11 protein-coding genes and 2 pseudogenes are annotated in these 15,291 nt (G+C 71.5%); 3 read left to right on the top strand and 10 right to left on the bottom strand.

Features of this window, described 5'->3' with window-relative positions:
• Window positions 1-94: 94 nt before the first annotated feature.
• The 6 genes from AC3ET4_RS28375 to AC3ET4_RS28350 form a co-directional block, all read right to left on the bottom strand.
• The gene (locus tag AC3ET4_RS28375; RefSeq protein ID WP_431954397.1) at window positions 95-1,363 is read right to left on the bottom strand and encodes a beta-ketoacyl synthase N-terminal-like domain-containing protein; all 1,269 of its coding nucleotides are present in this window, start codon (window positions 1,361-1,363) and stop codon (window positions 95-97) included.
• Window positions 1,360-2,670 (bottom strand): beta-ketoacyl-[acyl-carrier-protein] synthase family protein, encoded by a 1,311-nt coding sequence (locus tag AC3ET4_RS28370; protein WP_431954395.1) that lies wholly within the window; start codon window positions 2,668-2,670, stop codon window positions 1,360-1,362. The genes AC3ET4_RS28375 and AC3ET4_RS28370 overlap by 4 nt, the downstream gene beginning before the upstream one ends.
• Complete coding sequence (locus AC3ET4_RS28365) at window positions 2,667-3,569, bottom strand: cupin domain-containing protein (protein ID WP_431954393.1); 903 nt, start codon at window positions 3,567-3,569, stop codon at window positions 2,667-2,669. The genes AC3ET4_RS28370 and AC3ET4_RS28365 overlap by 4 nt, the downstream gene beginning before the upstream one ends.
• Window positions 3,570-3,888: 319 nt before the next feature.
• Window positions 3,889-4,407: a potassium channel family protein gene (locus AC3ET4_RS28360; protein ID WP_431954391.1), complete on the bottom strand. Its 519-nt coding sequence runs from the start codon at window positions 4,405-4,407 to the stop codon at window positions 3,889-3,891.
• A 365-nt stretch (window positions 4,408-4,772) separates the two neighbouring features.
• Window positions 4,773-5,573: a family 1 encapsulin nanocompartment shell protein gene (locus tag AC3ET4_RS28355; protein WP_431954389.1), complete on the bottom strand. Its 801-nt coding sequence runs from the start codon at window positions 5,571-5,573 to the stop codon at window positions 4,773-4,775.
• On the bottom strand, window positions 5,570-6,571 hold the full coding sequence (locus AC3ET4_RS28350; protein WP_431954387.1) for a Dyp-type peroxidase: 1,002 nt from the start codon (window positions 6,569-6,571) through the stop codon (window positions 5,570-5,572). The genes AC3ET4_RS28355 and AC3ET4_RS28350 overlap by 4 nt, the downstream gene beginning before the upstream one ends.
• A 118-nt stretch (window positions 6,572-6,689) precedes the next feature.
• On the opposite strand from AC3ET4_RS28350, the gene AC3ET4_RS28345 reads away from it, so the two are divergent.
• Window positions 6,690-7,349, top strand: a complete 660-nt coding sequence (locus tag AC3ET4_RS28345; RefSeq protein ID WP_431954385.1) for a YoaK family protein — start codon at window positions 6,690-6,692, stop codon at window positions 7,347-7,349.
• Window positions 7,350-7,388: 39 nt separating this feature from the next.
• Here AC3ET4_RS28345 and AC3ET4_RS28340 read toward each other — a convergent pair whose 3' ends face one another.
• Both AC3ET4_RS28340 and AC3ET4_RS28335 read right to left on the bottom strand, forming a co-directional pair.
• Window positions 7,389-8,333 carry a cytochrome P450 family protein gene (locus tag AC3ET4_RS28340; RefSeq protein ID WP_431954383.1) on the bottom strand — a complete coding sequence of 315 codons (945 nt, stop codon included), beginning with the start codon at window positions 8,331-8,333 and terminating at the stop codon, window positions 7,389-7,391.
• A 17-nt stretch (window positions 8,334-8,350) separates the two neighbouring features.
• Window positions 8,351-8,641, bottom strand: a pseudogene (locus AC3ET4_RS28335) (transposase); the annotation flags it as partial.
• A gap of 313 nt (window positions 8,642-8,954) precedes the next feature.
• On the opposite strand from AC3ET4_RS28335, the gene AC3ET4_RS28330 reads away from it, so the two are divergent.
• Window positions 8,955-11,132 carry a hypothetical protein gene (locus AC3ET4_RS28330; RefSeq protein ID WP_431954381.1) on the top strand — a complete coding sequence of 726 codons (2,178 nt, stop codon included), beginning with the start codon at window positions 8,955-8,957 and terminating at the stop codon, window positions 11,130-11,132.
• Between the two features lie 115 nt (window positions 11,133-11,247).
• Window positions 11,248-11,604 (top strand): annotated as a pseudogene (locus tag AC3ET4_RS28325) (transposase family protein); the annotation flags it as partial.
• Window positions 11,605-11,813: 209 nt separating this feature from the next.
• On the opposite strand, the gene AC3ET4_RS28320 reads toward AC3ET4_RS28325, so the two are convergent.
• Both AC3ET4_RS28320 and AC3ET4_RS28315 read right to left on the bottom strand, forming a co-directional pair.
• A complete protein-coding gene (locus tag AC3ET4_RS28320) occupies window positions 11,814-12,728 on the bottom strand; it encodes an NmrA family NAD(P)-binding protein (protein WP_431954379.1) in 915 nt (304 codons plus the stop codon).
• 673 nt (window positions 12,729-13,401) lie between these two features.
• Window positions 13,402-15,291 (bottom strand): PPC domain-containing protein (locus AC3ET4_RS28315; protein ID WP_431954377.1); only part of this gene is annotated, 1,890 nt, incomplete at its 5' end.

Genomic DNA, 15,291 nt, shown 5'->3' with positions numbered 1-15,291 from the left:
CCCAAGGGCCTTTCGGGGGCCCGGGCCCTCGTGGTTCCGCCTGCGGGAGTCCGGTGCCGCCGCCGCTCGCTCTTCCGAGCCGCCGAGCTCGCCGCTAGCCGCGCTCGTAGGCGGAATCCGCGTCCAACGACCCCAGCACGACGGCGCTGTTGAAGCCGCCCGCACCACGGGCGATCACCACGGCGGTGGTCAGCCGTTCCGGCCGCGTCCAGCGGGTGACCAGGCGGATGCCGTACCGCTCGCGGGCGGCCCGCGGATCGCCGCCGCGGGTGGGAGGGACGACCCCGGTGCGCAGCGTGAGGGCGGCGGTCACCGCGTCCAGGGCGCCCGCACCGGAGGCGAGCCGCCCGAAGCCCGCCTTGGGCACCGTCACCGGGACTTCCGTCAGCCGGTCGCCGAAGACCCGGTGGAGCGCCGCCGCCTCGGCCGCGTCCCCGGCCGGATCGCCGGCGCCGTCGGCGAAGACCACGTCCACGTCCCCGGGGGCGCGGCCGGCCTGCTCCAGTGCGGTGGTCACGGCACGGGCCAGCTGGACCCCGCCGGGGGCGGGGGCGGCGTGGTCGTGGGCGTCGTGGGTCGCGGCGTGGCCGAGCAGCTCGGCGTAGCCGCGTGCTCCGCGCTCCGCGGCGTGCGCCTTCTCCTCCAGGACCATCAGGGCGCCGCCCTCCCCGGGGACGAAGCCCGAGGCGTGCGGGCTGAAGGGCAGATAGGCCCGGTCGGGGTCGGTGCCGCGGTGCGCGGTGGGCGGGAGGGACCGGCAGGCGGGCGCGGAGGGCGTCAGGGGCGCCTCGGTGCCGCCGACGATCACGGCCTTGCCGCCGCGCCGCAGCAGCCGCCAGGCGTGTTTGAGCGCGTCCAGGCCTCCCGCGCCGTCCGCGTCGACGACGACGCCGCCGCCGGTCAGGCCGTGCCGGATGGAGATCTGGGCCGCGCCGGCCGCATGGAACCAGGCGATGGACTGGCGGGTGCCGGGCCGCCGCGCCTGCGGGGAACGGATCTCGGCGGAGCGGGTCTCCGGCCCGCCTGACGCGTCGCCGCCGGAGCCGCTGGAGGTGACCACCGACAGGTGGAACGGGGGGTGGTCGGCGGGCCGCAGCGCCGCGTCGGCCAGCGCCATCTCGGCCGCGGCCAGCGCGAACCAGGTCCGGCGGTCGGTCTCGGCGCGGAGCTCGTCGTCGATCCAGCGGGCCGCGTCGAAGCCGGTGACCTGCCCTGCCAGCATCGCCGGAGAGCGGTTCGCGTCCCGTCCCCCGACGGACCGGATGCCGTTGCGCCCTGCGACGGTGGCCCGCCAGTAGGGGCGGGCGCCGACGCCGGTGGGGGCGACGACCCCGAGCCCGCTGAGGACCGCGCGTGTGGTCATGCCCCCGCCTCCCGTTCTTCGTCCGTTTCCAGGGCCGAGAAGACCATCGCCGAGTGGAAACCGCCGAGCCCGCAGGACACCGACAGCGCGTGCCGCACACGCCGCTCACGGGCCAGGACGGGCGTGTAGTCGAGGTCGCACCGCGGGTCAGGGCGCAGCAGGTTGGCGGTCGGCGGGATCACCCCCCGCCGGACGGCGAGGGCGCAGGCGGCCATCTCCAGGGCGCCCGCCGCGCCGAGGCAGTGGCCGATGACGGACTTGACGGAGCTCACCGGGACCTTGCTCGCGTACTCGCCGAGGGCGCGCTTGTACGCGGCGGTCTCGTAGCGGTCGCCCTGCACCGTGCCCGCGCCGTGGGCACTGATCCAGTCGAGCTGCTCGGGGACGATGGCGGCCTCCGACATGGCGGAGATGATCGCCTCGCTCAGGTCGTAGCCGTCGGGGCGCAGACCGGTCATGTGGTAGGCGCCCGTCCGGTTGTCCCAGCCGCGGACCTCGCAGTAGACGGACGCGCCCCGGGCGCGCGCGTGCCCCAGTTCCTCCAGTACGAGCATGGCGCCGCCCTCGCCGAGGACGAAGCCGTCGCGCCGGGCGTCGAAGGGCGCCGGTGTCAGCGCGGGGTCGCCGGTGAAGGCGGTGGTGGCGCCGATCGCGTCGAAGCAGGCCGCCGTGACCGGGGAGATGGGCGCCTCGGCCGCACCCGCCAGCATGACGTCCGCCTCGCCGTCGCTGAGCGTCCGGAAGGCGCAGCCGATCGCGTCGACGCCGGAGGTGCAACCGGTGGAGACCACCGAGGACGGACCGTGCAGACCGTGCCGGAGCGAGAGTTCGGCGGCGGCCGAGGAGGGGTGCGTCGCCCGGTGGACCGACGGCATGGCGTCGTCGGCGGCGGCCTCCGCGTGCCGGCCTGGGCCTGCGCAGGCGGCGGGGGCGACGGCGGCCTCGTCCCGCGGGGCGGCGGTGGCGCCGACGGCGGTGCCGAGGCAGACCCCGACGCGGTCGCCGTCCTCGTCCTGCGTGCGCACCCCGCTGTCCGCGAGCGCCTCGGCCGCGGCGGCGAGCGCGAACTGGGCGAACCGGCTGTTGCGCCGGGTCTCCCGGGGGGTCAACCCGGCCGCGACGGGGTCGAAGTCGACCTCGGCGGCGATCCGCGAACGGTACCGCGAGGGGTCGAAGCGGGTGATCCGGCGGATGGCCGGCCTGCCCCCGACGATCCGCCGCCAGAACGCCTCCCGCCCGATGCCGCCCGCGGCGACGGCTCCCACGCCCGTCACCACCACCCTGCGCGCGGTACGGCCTGCGGTCACCGGTCGACCAGCTCGCGGCCCGGCGCCGGGCCCTCCGCCGCCGGGTCCGCGGCGGCGGCCCGGGCGAGGGCGGCCGCCTGCTCACGGGTCTCGGTGTCGACGTGCCCCAGCTCGGGGCGCGGGGCGAGCGGGGCCAGGAAGAACACGGCGCGGGCCACGGCTCCGGAGGTGTTCACCAGCCGGTGGCGGACCCCGCGCGGGACGAGCAGCGCCTCGTCGGCGGCGACGCTGCGCGGCGAGCCGTCGAGGTCGACCCGCAGCTCGCCCTCCACGACGACCAGTTGCTCCTGCGAGTGCGGGTGGTAGTGCTCGGCGACGGCCTCGCCCGGGCCGACGGTGACCATGCCGCAGAACCCGTCCGTCGTGCCGACCGAGGCGGTGGTCAGCAGGGTGCGGATGTCGCCGCCGCGGCGGGTGTCCGCGGGGGTGTCCAGGGTGCCGACGGGACGGATCCTGCGGGACTCCAGCCGGTCCTTGATCAACTGCAGCTGGACGCGGGAGTTGTTGTTGATGCGCTGCCGCATGCCCTCGTCGTCCACGGGCGCGTCCACCTTCATCCGGAAGTCCTGCAGCCACCGCATGCGGGTGCTCTCCGGACCGAGCTCCTCGTACTGCCAGTAGATGTTCATGAACTCGAACGGGCCGGTCTCCAGGCGCCGGGCCCGCACGGTGCGGGTGGACGGGTCGGCGGTGCGCTCGGACACCCACGACCAGACGCGGCCCTTCTCGTCGGGGTGCATCGTGAGGCGGAAGCGGGTGGTGTCGCCCTCCTGGGAGATGATCTCGGCCTGGGCGTACTCGCTGAAGAGGGTGGGCCAGCCGGCGACGTCGTTGGTCCGCAGCCACACGTACCGCAGGGGTGCGTCGATGACGATCTCGTTCTCGGTGTGCATCGTCATCGGCTCGGCACCTCCGCGGCTCGGGCGCCGAGCTGACGTTCCGTCACTGGTTTCATGGGGGGACTACCTCCAACCGAGCGGGCCGAATAATCACACAATCGGTCCCCGTGGCGACGGAACGTGTCACGCCCTCCCCGCCCGCTCCACCCGGACGGGGGCACACTTCGCGAGGCCTCCGCAGCGGGGATCAAAGGCCGTTGTCCGGGGCCTCGTCCCCGGGCGCGACCCGCCCCTCCGGCCCGGGAGTCCGGGGCCCGGATCGCCTCGGGCTCAGGCGTCCGCGGGGACCGGCGTCCGCGGGGACAGGGCGCCCGAGGGCTCAGGCGTCCGCGGGCCCGCCCTCGCGGTGCGTCCCGCCGCCCCCCGCCGCGATCAGCCGCTCCAACCGGTCGAAGCGGGCGTGCAGGAGTTCCGCCTCCTCCCCCGCCCACCGCTCCCCGCGCGCCGCCTCGTCGCGCAGCGCCCGCGCCAGGCGGCGCTGCCGCTGCTGCTCGCGGCCGACGAACCAGGTCGCGAGGGCGGCGGTGACCATCCCGTACGTCGTGATCCCGACGAACATCAGCGCGCACGCGACGACCCGGCCCCAGGGCGTGACCGGGTAGAAGTCCCCGTAGCCGACGGTCGTGGCCGTCTCCGCCGACCACCACAGCGCGCGCGGATAGGTCGTCAGGTTCGCCGAGGGTGCGCCGCGCTCGACGGCGACGACCGCGTAGGAGCCCATCAGCATGGCGGCGAGCAGCACCAGCGTCGCCCATCCCACCGCCTGGAAGTGCAGCGAGCGGCCGCCGCGGACGAACAGCGCCTGCAGCACCCTGGACACGACGGCGGGCACGGTCATGCCCCCATGCTGCGGTCCGGCGCGAAGACGGTGCGCGGGCTTCTGCGCCGATCGGGTGCCCCCGCGCCGCCGACCTCAGGCGCGGTGGTGGGGGGCCTCCGTGCCGTCCACGTGGGTGCCGGGCACCACCGGGGCGTGCGCGGGCGGGAGGTCCTCAGCAGCGTGCTCTTCACGGTCCCGGCCGTCCTCGCCGCGCGGGGCGGCGTGGCGGGCAGGTCCGCCGGTCCGGGCCGGGGAGCGGTGCGGCCAGAGGGATGTCTTCCTGTGCTTTCCGGTCATAACGGGCACGTACCCGCGCCGCGCGCCCGTCACCCGCCGGCCTTCCCCCTGCGCCTCGTCGCCACAGCCGCCGCAACCGTCCACCGTCACGCGGCAGTGAGCGCGACCGCGGCCTCCGCCGTGTGCACCAGGAAGGTGAGGGTCTCCTGGAAGTACAGCCGCACGCTCGTGTCGTCGTGCGACAGGTAGCCGATGGACACGTCATCCCCGATGCGCAGCTCGAAGTCCCCGCCCCGGGTGGAGAGCAGGAACGCGCCGTCGATGGCGGGCGCCCACACGATCTCCCCGTCCAGGAGCCGGGCCAGGTGGGCGTGGATCGGGTAGCCGTAGTGGGAGGTCTCGTTGACGGCCGTGTACGCGTCGGCGCTCAGCGCGAGCGTGTAGGGGCCGCCGACGCCCGCGAGGCGGAGCGCGGAGACGGCCTGGCTGACGGCGTCGGGGTAGTCGCGCACGTCCTCGGGCAGGCGCAGCGGCGGGTTCGAGGCGCTCGCGCGGATGCCCGCGATGCCGGCCGCCGCGTACCCCTCGAAGACCGCCCGGTCCTCCGTGAAGGCGATGCGCCGCGCGGCGTCCTTCACCGGCTGCCAGTCCGCGTCCTGGGCGCCGCGCTCCACGAGGTCCACCTCGCCGCGGTCGACCGTGAAGGGCACGCGCAACTCGACGAGCGGCTGCGCGCGGCGCACGCGGGCGAGGACGTCCTCGTGAGGCGCCTCGACCGGGTCGAGGTGGCCGGTGTTGACCCCGGCGAGCTCGGGGCCCGCGGCCTCGGGCACATCGACGATCCGGCGGGCCGCGACATGGCGCTTGAAGGTGCGCCGCGCCTCCTCCTCCAGGTCGTCCCAGGCGGCCTCGGAGATCGGCGCGAGTTCCCGGTGCAGATTGTTCATGATGTGACGGTCTTCCTCAGGTCGCCGATGCCCAGCGACTTCGCGGCCGGGACGGCCGCGACGGCGGGGGGATCGGGAAGGTCGTCCAGGAAGTCGGCGGAGGGAACGAAGAACAGCGTGCCGGTCACGGCCCGGGAGAAGTCCAGGATCCGGTCGTGGCTCGCCTGCCCGTCACCGAGGAACATGTTCCGCAGCATCCGCTCGGTGACCTCGGGGGTCCGGGCGTAGCCGATGAAGTACGTCCCGAACTCGGCGGTGCCCACCCGGCCGAAGGGCATGTTGTCCCGGAGGATCTGCCGCTCGGTGCCGTCCGGTTCGACGATCGTGGTCAGGGCGACATGGGAGTCGGCCGGCTTCACGTCGTCGTCCATCTCGACGTTGTCCAGCTTGCTGCGGCCGATCACCCGCTCCTGCGCCTCCACCGGCAGGGCGTTCCAGGCGTCGAGGTCGTGCAGGTACTTCTGCACGATCACATAGCTGCCGCAACGGAAGTCGGGGTCCTCGTCGCCGACGAGGACCGCGTCGGTCGCCTCCTGGCCCTCCGGGTTCTCGGTGCCGTCGACGAACCCGAGCAGGTCGCGGATGTCGCGGTACTTGAAGCCGTGCACCTCGTCACGGACCGTGACATGGCCGCGCAGCCGGTCCATCACCAGGGAGGCCAGGGCGAAGCACAGGTCCTGCCGGGCGGCCCGGATGTGGAAGAGCAGATCGCCCGGGGTGGCGGGGGCCTGATGGCGGGGGCCGGTCAACTCCGCGAAGGGACGCAGTTCGGCGGGGCGGGGCGCGGCGAAGAGGCGGCCCCACACGTTCGAGCCCACCCCCGCGACGCAACTGAGCCGCCCCTCCGGCGTGCCGAAGCCGACCGAGCGCTGCAGACCGGACAGGTCCTCCAGCAGATCCCGTACGACGGTCTCCCCGCCGGGGTCGACCGTCACCACCAGGAAGATCGCGGACGTGGTGAGCGGGCTCAGCACCGGCTGCGGCAGCGGTTGCGCCATCACCGCCCTCCTTCGTGTCGGGGCGCGCCGGCCCGGGCGGACACGCACAAGTCTGCTCCCGGGTCCGGCCGGGTGCATCCTGACCAGGAGCGGCACGGACCTGGGAAGGCGGACGGCCATGAGCGGTATCCCGGAGGAGGACCAGGAGCGTCTGCTGACCGTGCTGCTCCTGGTCCTCACCGTCCTCAGCGGACTGGTGGACGCCGTGAGCATCCTCAGCCTCGGCCACGTCTTCGTGGCGAACATGACGGGCAACCTGGTCTTCGTCAGCCTCGGCCTGGCCGGGGCGGCCCGGTTCTCCGTCGTCATCTCCCTCGTGGCCCTCGGCGGCTTCACCTTGGGCATCGTCTTCTGCCGGACGGTGCTGACACGGCTGAGCCCCCTCCTCGTGCTGGTGAGCGCCGCCACCCTGTGCCAGACCGTGCTGCTCGCCTCGGCCACGGCGCTGCACGCCCTGGACGGATCGCGCAGCGGCCTGGTGCTGATTTGCGCGGTGGCGATGGGCATCCAGAACGCCATGGCCGGACGCGTCGGCCTCGCCGGGCTGACCACGACGGTGATGACCCGCACCCTGGTCGGGCTGATCGGCGACACCTTCACCGTGGCGCACGACCGGCGGGTGGCCGCACGCCAGGCCCTGAGCGTGGCCGCCCTGGTGACCGGCGCCGTAACCGGGGGCGTCCTGGTCCTGCACGTCGCACCGCCGGTCGCCCTCGGCGCGGCCACCGCGTGCTCGCTGGTGGTGGCCGGGGCTGCGACCGTGGCCGCCCGGCGGTGAACCCGTCCGGGGTCTGCCGGCCCGCTCCCGTACCCCAGGTCAGAAGCGGACCGGCAGGGCGAGCAGGCCGCGGCTGCGCATCGAGGGGCGCCACCGCAGCTCGGCGGGGTCCGCGTCGAGGGCGAGCCGGGGGAAGCGGGGCAGCAGTTCGCGGAGCGCGACCTCGGTCTCCAGTCGGGCCAGGGGCGCCCCGAGGCAGTAGTGGATGCCGTGCCCGAGGCCGAGGTGCCCGGTGTCGGAGCGGTCGAGGTCGAGCCGGTCGGGCTCGGGGAAGCGGGCGGGGTCGCGGTTGGCGGCGGCCAGTGACAGCAGCACCGTCTCGCCGGCGGGGATGGTGACGCCGCCAAGGCGTACGTCCTCCAGCGGGAAGCGCCGGATGGCCAGCGGCGCCGGACCGTCCCAGCGCGTCAGTTCCTCGACCGCCGCAGCCGTCCGGTCCGGCTCGGCCCGCAGGGCGGCCAACTGCCCGGGGTGCGTCAGCAGCGCCAGGACGGCGTTGCCGATGAGGTGCACCGTGTTCTCGTAACCGGCGAACAGGACGAGGAAGGTCAGCGACATCAGTTCGTCCTCGCTGAGCCGGTCGCCGTCGTCGCGGGCGGCGATCATCGCGGAGAGCAGGTCGTCCCCGGGGCGGGCGCGCTTGTGCTCGATGAGCTGCCCGAAGTACGCGAGCATGGCGGCGGTCGCCTCCTTCGCCGCGGAGGGACGCGCCGGGTCCGGGGCGACCAGGGCGTCCGTCCAGCCCCGGAAGTCGTGGCGGTCGTCCGGGACGACCCCGAGCAGATCGCAGATCACCCGGATCGGCAGGGGCGCGGCATAGGCGGCGATCAGGTCCGCGCGGCCCTCGGGGGCGACGGCGTCGAGGAGTTCGGCGGCGGTTCGGCGGACCGGCTCACGCAGGTCCGCGACCCGGCGCGGGGTGAAGGCCTGGGACACCAGTCGCCGGATGCGCAAGTGGTCCGGCGGGTTAAGGTGCTCGATCACCTGGTCGGCCTCGTCCGGGGATGGTCGAGTTCGGCCGCAAAAAACGCGCTCGCGGCTTTGAGGATCTCGCTCGCCCACCTCAACTCCGCTACTTCTTTGCGGAGTTGCTTCAGTTCCTCGTGGTCGGCGGTGGTCAGCCTGTCGTCGCGCTCACCGGCGTCTGCCTCGGCCTGGCGGACCCAGGAGCGCAAGGCCTCCTTGTGGATGCCGAGGTCACGGGCGACATGCGCAACGGGACGACCGGTCGAGCGGACCTCACGCACGGCGCGCTCGCGCAGTTCGTCGGGGTACTTACGGGGTGCTGGCACTGCTGATAGTTCTCCTTTACGCCTGGACCGTAACAATCCCAGACTTCAGGGACTCCAACGAAGATCAGTGCAGCTCACCCTGTACGTTCGCCCACCGAGAAGGTGCACTTGTTATCGCAGCCGATACGATCTAGACACTCGCAGCGTTGCAGTTCAGGGGCACCTTTTCCTCATACGACCTCAGGTCGGCATACTCGGCTGAACACCCGAGGTCGGACCCCGAGCTGGTAACGCGTGTGGCCAGCTGTCCAGGAGTCGCCAGTCTGTCCCCGCGAGGGCTGGCGTCATGTGAATAAAGAGGGCGTGGTGAGCGATGAGCCCACTCAGCACAGGTACCAGTGAAGGGCAGGAATGTTTTCCGCTGGTGGAGGACCTGGCGCGGCACCTGGACGGGGCGGCGCTTGATGCTGCGGTGCTGAGGGCGCAACAGTTGCTGGCCGAGGTGTATCCGCGCCTGCTTGCTCAGGCGATCCATGCGCCTGGACCCACTGCTGAGGCGAGCAGCCCACTCACTACGGATAGTGCGTCCGCCGTCGAGCCGGTAGAACCCGCGGCGAGCAAGCCGGCTGTCGGAACGATTCTGCACGAGGATTTGGACGGCGACGCCTGGCCTGGCAGGGATTTTGGAATCCGCGAGGAACGTGCGGGTCGCGCCGTCCCAGATCTCAGTGATGGCGGACCACAGATCGGGCTACGCGTTCAGCGCGCCGCGCACAGACCGGTAAAACCACCGATGGCTTTCCTCGACGCACCTAGTTCCATCGCGGACCAGGCAGGGTCATCTGCTGAAGGGGTGGCGCCTGGAGAGTACGGCGACGTGGCCTTGACTCCGCTGCCCAGCCTTACTCCCTCCAGTTTGCGGAGAATATCCGGAAATAAATTGATCACCGACTGGCTGAAAGTCTCCACCATGCCGCGGACGCGCCGGTCGGCGGCTTTTAGGCAGATCGATGAAGCGGTACATAACCTCTCCTCCGACCCTAGCCGTGAAACTCTTCTGCTTGCGCGAACGGCAATATCGAATTGGAAAGAGAGCAAAGTCGACGGAAGTGCCAGATGGGAAATCGTAGAAGATCTTCGGCAGTTCATCCAGGATGAAATCGATGAGAATTCAATAACTGCACCCATGTCTCGGGGGAGCCTGTCGCGAGATCAGCGACGGAGGGCCGCTCCATGGGAGTCGGATTCGCCTCAGAGGTGGTGGGTGGCTTCCGCTTACGATATGGACACATCCATTCTCCAAAGATATCTCCGAACAGTACCGTCCGCCGCGCGGGAGGTGCCGAACATCTCACTCCTCCTTCATGCCAAAGCGGAGGCTCCCATCCCCTCCGTTCGTTTTGCGAGTGGAGAGGTGGGGCACGGGTGGGTTGAGTTCGTTCTGCCCGGTGGGGAGAGGGAGGCCCTCGGCTTCTGGCCGGCAGCCGAGGCGCTGGGTGAGAATGTCTCGGCCCTGACGGTCATCAAGGGAACGGCAGGGGCCGTCATCAAGGATTGGAGTATGCCCAGGCAGACCATCGCGACCAAAATAAGCGCGGCAGATATGGAAAGGTCCCTGGATTATATTCGAGACCATATTCACAACAGGTATGTACTTGCCGGGCCCTCTGCTTACAATTGCGTAACATTTGCTCGCGGCGTCTACCATGCGGCGACTGGCCGAAGGTTTCCGGGTTGGGCTGACGTTCCCAATGTGTTGGCAGATGCCATAGCCAAATCCAACCGAAGGGGCTTCGAGCGGGACCAGGTCCAGTCATCATCCGGTCAAGATGACGGAGGCGGGTCCCGCCGTGCACTGATCACGCAAAACCTCGTCACCACCAGCTCATCCGGGCCTCACGATCTCGCCGAAGAGACGGTCAGCGACAACCCCTTCATGCGGGGCACCGCAGAAGGGAACCTGCTGGAGGATGTCGATTCGACACTGAGAGGTGACCTGGCGGGTTCCACCTTTGGCGTGGACACCGACAGAGACCGTGGTGCTCCAGTAGTAGACGACGCAGGAACCACAGAGTTTGCTGCTCAAAATGACTCCTTCGCGAGCGTTCAAGATCAGCTGAATCCGGGGCCGAGGCGGTACCAGTGGAAACCGGTCGTGCCCTTCGCCGAGGAGACCGTCGCGATAGCGACGGGCCGCCCCGGGGTGGGGCTCCCGCTGGAGGTGATCCGTTACCCGGCACGGTTCGTCGCGCAGGAGATCGCGGGCATGGACAGGGATGTGGCGGAAACCCTTCAGGCCACGGCGGACAGCCCGACCCTGGAAGCGGCGGTCACCACCGCGACCCGACGGGCCGCCGAGGCGATCCGGCAGAAAATCGCCCACACCCCAGGCTGGGGCATGGAGAACATTGACATCCTGGTGACCACCCCCGCCGAAGGACTCGTCGTCTGGATGATGATCGCCCAACGGCTCGCCAACACCCTCGACCACAGGGTCAGGATCTCCATCGGAAGCGAGAAGGGAGAACCCATAGAGATCTGTCCGCAGTAAACCGCCGTTCTCGTTCGACGTTGCCGTTCGACCTCGACAGGGGTGTCCGTCGTTCGGCTCTGTCGCACATTCGGTGTGGTGACGGAGAGTTGTGAGGGTCGTTGATTTTCATGTGATGAATGTCAACGAGCTTGTGCAGATGGTGTTTTCGGGTCTGTCTCCGCTGGTCGTGGAGGATGTGGCCGACGAGGGTGAGCGGATTGTGGTGCGGGCCCGGACGCCGCTGGACACTGCGGTCTGCCAGGTGTGCGGGGCCTCGTCGGGACGGGTGCACGGCTATCACTGGCGGACGGTCGCCGACGTTCCGGTCGACGGGCGACGGGTGGTGGTCCGTGTACGGGTTCGGCGTCTGGTGTGCCCCACGCGAGGCTGCCGCCACACCTTCCGTGAACAGGTGCCCGGCGTGCTGGAGCGATACCAGCGACGCACCACTCGTCTGACCAAGCAGGTCAAGGCCGTGGCCAAAGAGTTAGAGGTCGTCTCATTTGGCGAGCTTCCAAGAGCCGGGCACCGGCGGACGGCCGGGAACGTCGGCACGTCACCCGTCGGTAGCCGCCACGACTCACAACCGTTTCGGCGTGACGGCCGGGCTTCGCGCCGCGTGCGGCTGTCCGAACGACCCGGCAGGGCAAGGACGGATCACGGCGACGACCCGGGGCGCCGCCGCACCACGCCGAGCCGTCAGCCGAAGACCTCGGGGTATCGGCGGATCAGCTCAGGGACGCCTGAGGCCGGGCGGCCCAGGATCTCCCTGATGTCGTCGGTCACGCGGTCGTAGCGGTTCGCCGCGTGGAGGCGCGCCATGGTGGCGATGTGCTGCCGTACGTGGTCGGGGAGTCCCAGGGCGTCCAGCTCCCGGATCCACTGCTCGTACGGTACGTCCACGTAGCGCACCGTCCGCCCCAGCGCCTCGCTGAACTCGGCGGCGATCGCGGCCATGTCGCGCGACTTCGCCCCCGTCAGTTCATGGACGCGGCCGATGTGCGGCGCCGGGTCCGCCAGCACCGTCGCGACGACCTCGGCGACGTCCCAGGCGGCGACGGGCGAGGTCCGTCCCCCGCCGAAGGGCAGGCGGATCGTGCCGTCGCGGGCGATCGAGCGGAAGCCGATCCCGAGGAAGAGCGGGTTCTCCATGAAGACCGTCGGCCGGATGTGGCACACCGGGACCCCGGACCAGTCGAAGACCTGCTCCGCCAGCCACTGCTGCCACTGCTGCTTCGACTCGCCCGTGCTGGTGAGGTCCATCTCGGAGACCGTCATCTGCGACATGTCGACCAGGACGTCAAGGCCGCCGAGGGCGCGGGCCACGGCGGCCGCCGTCGCGGCGGCCTGCAGGTACTGCGCCGACACGCCCATGCCGAAGTACATCCGGCCGCATCCCTCCAGGGCCCGGACGACGTCCGCGCTCCTGGTCAGGTCGCCGGCGAAGACCTCCGCGCCGGTGGCCCGCAGCAGCGCCGCCCGCTCGTCCTCCCGGCGGACGAAGGCCCGTACGGAAAAGCCGCGTTCCCTCAGCAGCGAGACGGTGGTGTGCCCGACCGCTCCCACGCTCCCGGCGGCGCCGGTCACGAGGATCAGGGGGCTGCCGGAGGTCATCACGCCGTACCGCCGGTTCCGGCAGGACGGCGACTCGCCCGGCACCGCACCGCGACGCCCGCCGTCGGGCAGGGGACGGCTCCCTCGGCGGGAGCGGCGGGCGTTCCTGCGGCGAACGTCGGGGCCGGAGCCATGGGGTCCACCTCTGGTCGAGTGGATCGGACCGGTCGTGGCCGGCGCTCCCGAGGCACCGGGCACACGACGGTGCCTACGAGGGAGCGCGGATCACCGGCCCCCTGGAGAGGGGCGGGATGGCCGGGGCCCGAGGCGCCCGTCTCACGGATGCCGGGCCGTCATCAACAGACCCAGCACATCACAATCACCCGGATGGCGCATCCGGAGCGGACCCCGTCCGAGGCCCCGGTCGGGGTCCTCCCTCAGGAGACACGTCCCGCGGCCGCGGGGGCGCGGAAAGGCGACGGCGGTGCCGCGGAGGCGCGGCGCCCGGCCGGTGCAGAACCGGCGGCGGCGTGGCCGGCGTGTCCGGTTGCGGGTCACCGCGCCGCGCGCGGATGCCGAACGGCCCCCGTGGACAACGGACTGAGGACCGATCAGCCCGTACGGCGCGGCAGTGGCGGCGCCGCCCCCGGCCCCGCCGGTTTCCGTGCCGGCGCGACCCGCCCCGCCCCCGCGGAGCGGCCGAAGAGGAAGGGCGGGATCAGACGGCTACGGGTCAGCCCGCGTTGATCTTGCCGATCTGCACGGTGCCGGCGCCGGCAGCGGTGCCGTCGGCGTTGAGCAGCCGCACCTCGCCGAAGAGCCGTCGTCCCTCGGGAGCCGGCGCCGCGACCAGGAGCTTCGCCGTGACGTTCGCGGAGGCGCCGTTGGCCAGCGGAACGACCGCCCCCTCGTCGACGGACACCGAGCCGAGCATCGCCGCGTAGTAGACGTCGCGGTAGGCGTACTCCGTGGTGCCGGCCGGGACCGAGTAGCCGTCCACCACGACGGTGTACGTACCGGCCGCCGGGTTCGGGATGCTCACTGCCTCCTCCGAGTCGCCGTCCGCGGACTGGGCGACCACCTCGTCGCCGAGGAGCACGGTCAGGTCGAGGTCGGCGGAGATGTCGGAGGTGCCGCCGATGGCGACGTCCAGGTGGGACGCGCCCTGGGGGACGACGACCGTGCTGATGACGCTCTCACCCTGGGCGATCGTCTTGCGCGACGCCGCCACGGAGCCGAGCGCGCCGCCCTGGAGCTTGCCCTGGATCGGGGCGTAGCCGTTGGTGACCCTCCAGGAGAGCGGCGCGGCGGTGCCGACCGTGACCTCGTCGACGGTCAGGGGCTCGGGAGCGAAGGAGACGCCGAGCGCGGTCGCGGTCACCTTGTACGGGTTGTCCAGCACCGGCGAGGTACGACGCGCCTCGACCTCGATCTCCCACACGCCCGGGATGGGGTCGGCGTAGGAGCGCACGTCGGGACGGCACGTGTTGGCGGGGTTGTAGTGCGGGTAGCACAGGTTCGAGGCCGTGTCGTCGGCCGGGACACCCCACGGGTTGATCGCGATGAAGCGGGTCTGGCTGTCGGTGGCCAGGCCGTCCATCGTGATCTCGAGCGTCTTGGCGCCCTCGGGGACGGTCACGAAGTAGGACCGCGTGCCGTTGCGCTGCACCGAGCCGGAGGCCTTGACCGCGTACGACGGCTTGACCTGCGGCAGGGCGACGACCACGGTGTTGAGGATCTGCTGGTCGACACCGGGCGTCGCCGGGTCGTCGACCGTCAGGATCGCGCTGTGCAGACCGGTCGAGCCGGGCTTGGCCGTGACGCGCACGGTCACCGGCTTGTTCAGCGGCAGCGACACCGGGCCGTGGTCGGCGAAGCGGAACGTGCCGTCGCCGTTGACCCACTTCAGGTCGTGCCGGACGGAGCGGTTCGGGCCGGAGGTGCGGGTGATGGTGACGTCGTACGTCTTGGTCTGACCGGCCTTCAGGCCGCCCTCGCGATCGTAGATGCCGGTACCGAAGCCCGGGGTCTCCAGGTCCTGCGCGAGGGCCGTGGAGACCGGGGCCTTGACGGTGTAGCCGTGGGCGGTGGCGCCGTCCTTGATCAGGCGCCAGGCGTCCACGATGTCGATCAGGCCGGAGCCCTGCGCGTACGCAGGGACGTCCTTGATCGTGTGCGCCGAGCTGGTGAGCGCGGTGCGCAGGGTCAGCGGGCTCAGCGGGATGCGGGCCTGCTTGGCCGCGGACAGCAGCAGCGCGGAGGCGCCGGCCGCCTGCGGGGAGGCCATCGAGGTGCCCTGCAGCATGGCGTAGCCGGGGGGAAGGCTGTAGCCGGCCTCGGAAACCGCTCCGCCCGGCTCCCAGGTCGGGATGGTGTTGATGGAGGCGCCCGGCGCGGAGATGAGCGGCGCGAAGCCGCCGTCCTCACGCGGGCCGCGCGAGGAGAAGGGCATGATGTCGTACGCCTTGGTCACCTGCGAGCCGTAGTTGGCCGCCCACGTCTCCTTGGAGATGGTGGCGCCGACGCTCAGGACCTTGTCGGCCAGGCCGGGGTCGCCGATGGTGTTGGCGCCGGGGCCGCTGTTGCCGGCCGCAATGACCAGTTGCACGCCGTACTCGTCGAT

Source organism: Actinacidiphila sp. bgisy167 (genome assembly GCF_057707665.1).
The sequence above is the reverse complement of the archived record's forward strand: the minus strand, read 5'-3'. Positions and strand labels throughout refer to the sequence as shown.